Genomic DNA, 1,887 nt, shown 5'->3' on the forward strand with positions numbered 1-1,887 from the left:
GTAAGGATTCAGGTGAGAGCGATCGCTTAACAGGTCTTGGTCTATAACTTCAAGAAATCTGGGACAGGTTGACAAAAAATCAAACTACGCTAAACTAAGGACATGAATGAGTCAGTACCACCCCTAACTCTGGAAAAACTCAACCAGTTATCAAAAAAGGAACTGGTGAAGATGCTATTGGCTCAACAAAAAGCGATCGAAAAGCTACAACAAGAAATTGAGAAATTAAGAATTAGTAGAGATTTAGACAGCAAAAGTACCTCCAAGCCACCATCAACAGACCTACTCAAAAAATCAGAAAAATCAAAACATTCTGAAGCTAGTCCAAGCTCTGAGAAAAAAAAGAGACGACCGGGAGGGCAACCAGGACATCAGGGAAAAACTCGTCAAGGGTTTTCGAGCGTTAACAGAATCGAAATTTTAGAACCATCTAGGTGTAGTCATTGTGGTCAAACAGAATTTTTAGCCCAACCAGTGGCAATAGAGACTCAACAAGTAGCACAACTGGTAGAAAAGCCGATAGAAATAGTAGAGTACCATCGTTATCATTGCCAATGTCAGGGGTGTGGAACGGTCATATCTGCTGCATGGCCAGAAGAAATGATACCAGGACAAGATTTGGGGGTAAAGCTACAAGCCTTTGTCGGATGGTTAGGTAATTATGGACATTTACCATATCAAAAGCAACAAGAAATGTTATGGGAGTTGGGAAAGATTGAGATTGGTATCGGAACTAACCTCAACACCAATCAAAGGTTGGAATCAGCAATAAAACCTCATGTAGAGCAATTGTCAAATTGGGTCAAAACAAAACAACCTTCAATTCATGTAGATGAGACACCTTGGCCAGTTAAAGGAGTGAAGGAATGGCTGTGGGTATTTACCAATCAAGATTTCTGCTTGTTTCATGCAGCAGATACCAGGAGTCGTGCAGAACTGGAATCTCAATTGGGTAGTGAATACGGTGGTGTTATCAGTAGTGATGAATATAGTGTGTACAATGGCTATCGAGTCAAAGCTCAACAGAAATGTTTAGCCCATCTACGTCGTCACTTTCAACGATTGATTCAACTTCCAGGGGAAAACAATCAAGCCATTGGCAAAGCTTTCAAAGACTTAATTGATGAGGGATTTCGTCATTATAGCCAATGGCAGCAAAATCAAGAGGATAATGTTTATCGTCACTGGGCTGTTAGATTTAAACATAAGGTAGAGTTAACCCTCAAACAATGGAGCAACAAAGCAGGTTATGAGGCCGGAAAATTGTTACGCAGCCTCAAGCTCAAAGCCGATCAATGGTGGTATTTTCTATCTCACCCAGAGATACCACCTGATAATAATCTAGCAGAGCGGTCATTAAGGTTAGCTATCACCAAAAGAAAGGTCAGTGGTGGCTCTAGAAGCATGGAAAGATTTCAACACACAGCCAATTTACTGACTGTAGTCCAAACCTGTCGTCGTCAGGGACGTTCAGTGATTGATTTCTTTGAGCAGTCTTTAAAGGCGATCGCTCTAGATGATGATGACTTATCAGCTCTTTCTCTGATTCCTACATCTGAGATCTGAATCATTCAATAGCGATCGCTTTGACCTGAATCTTGACGATCTGTTGATGGTGGTTTGGAGGAACTTTTGCTGTCTAAATCTCTACTAATTCTTAATTTCTCAATTGATCGCATTCTGTTTTTCGATCGCTTTTTGTGGAGCCAATAGCATCGTCACCAGTTCCTTCTTTGACAACTGGTTAAGGTTTTCCAGACTGAGGAGTGGTACTGACTCACTCATGTCCTTAGTTTAGCGTAGTTTGATGTTTTGTCAACCTGTCCCAGATTTCCTGAAGTTATAGACCAAGACCTGTTAAGCGATCGCTCTCACCTGAATCCTTAC

1 protein-coding gene is annotated in these 1,887 nt (G+C 41.1%); it reads left to right on the forward strand.

Going from position 1 to position 1,887, the window contains the following annotated elements; all coding sequences use genetic code 11:
* Window positions 1-102 precede the first annotated feature (102 nt).
* On the forward strand, window positions 103-1,566 hold the full coding sequence (locus tag F6K23_RS40265) for an IS66 family transposase (RefSeq protein WP_293166791.1): 1,464 nt from the start codon (window positions 103-105) through the stop codon (window positions 1,564-1,566).
* The last annotated feature ends 321 nt before the right edge of the window (window positions 1,567-1,887 follow it).

This window comes from Okeania sp. SIO2C9 (assembly GCF_010672455.1).
GTDB lineage: Bacteria > Cyanobacteriota > Cyanobacteriia > Cyanobacteriales > Microcoleaceae > Okeania.

Bases quoted from the DNA above. Each gene is read 5' to 3' on its own strand.
- F6K23_RS40265 (WP_293166791.1), top strand. From the start codon at position 103: ATGAATGAGTCAGTACCACCCCTAACTCTGGAAAAACTCAACCAGTTA.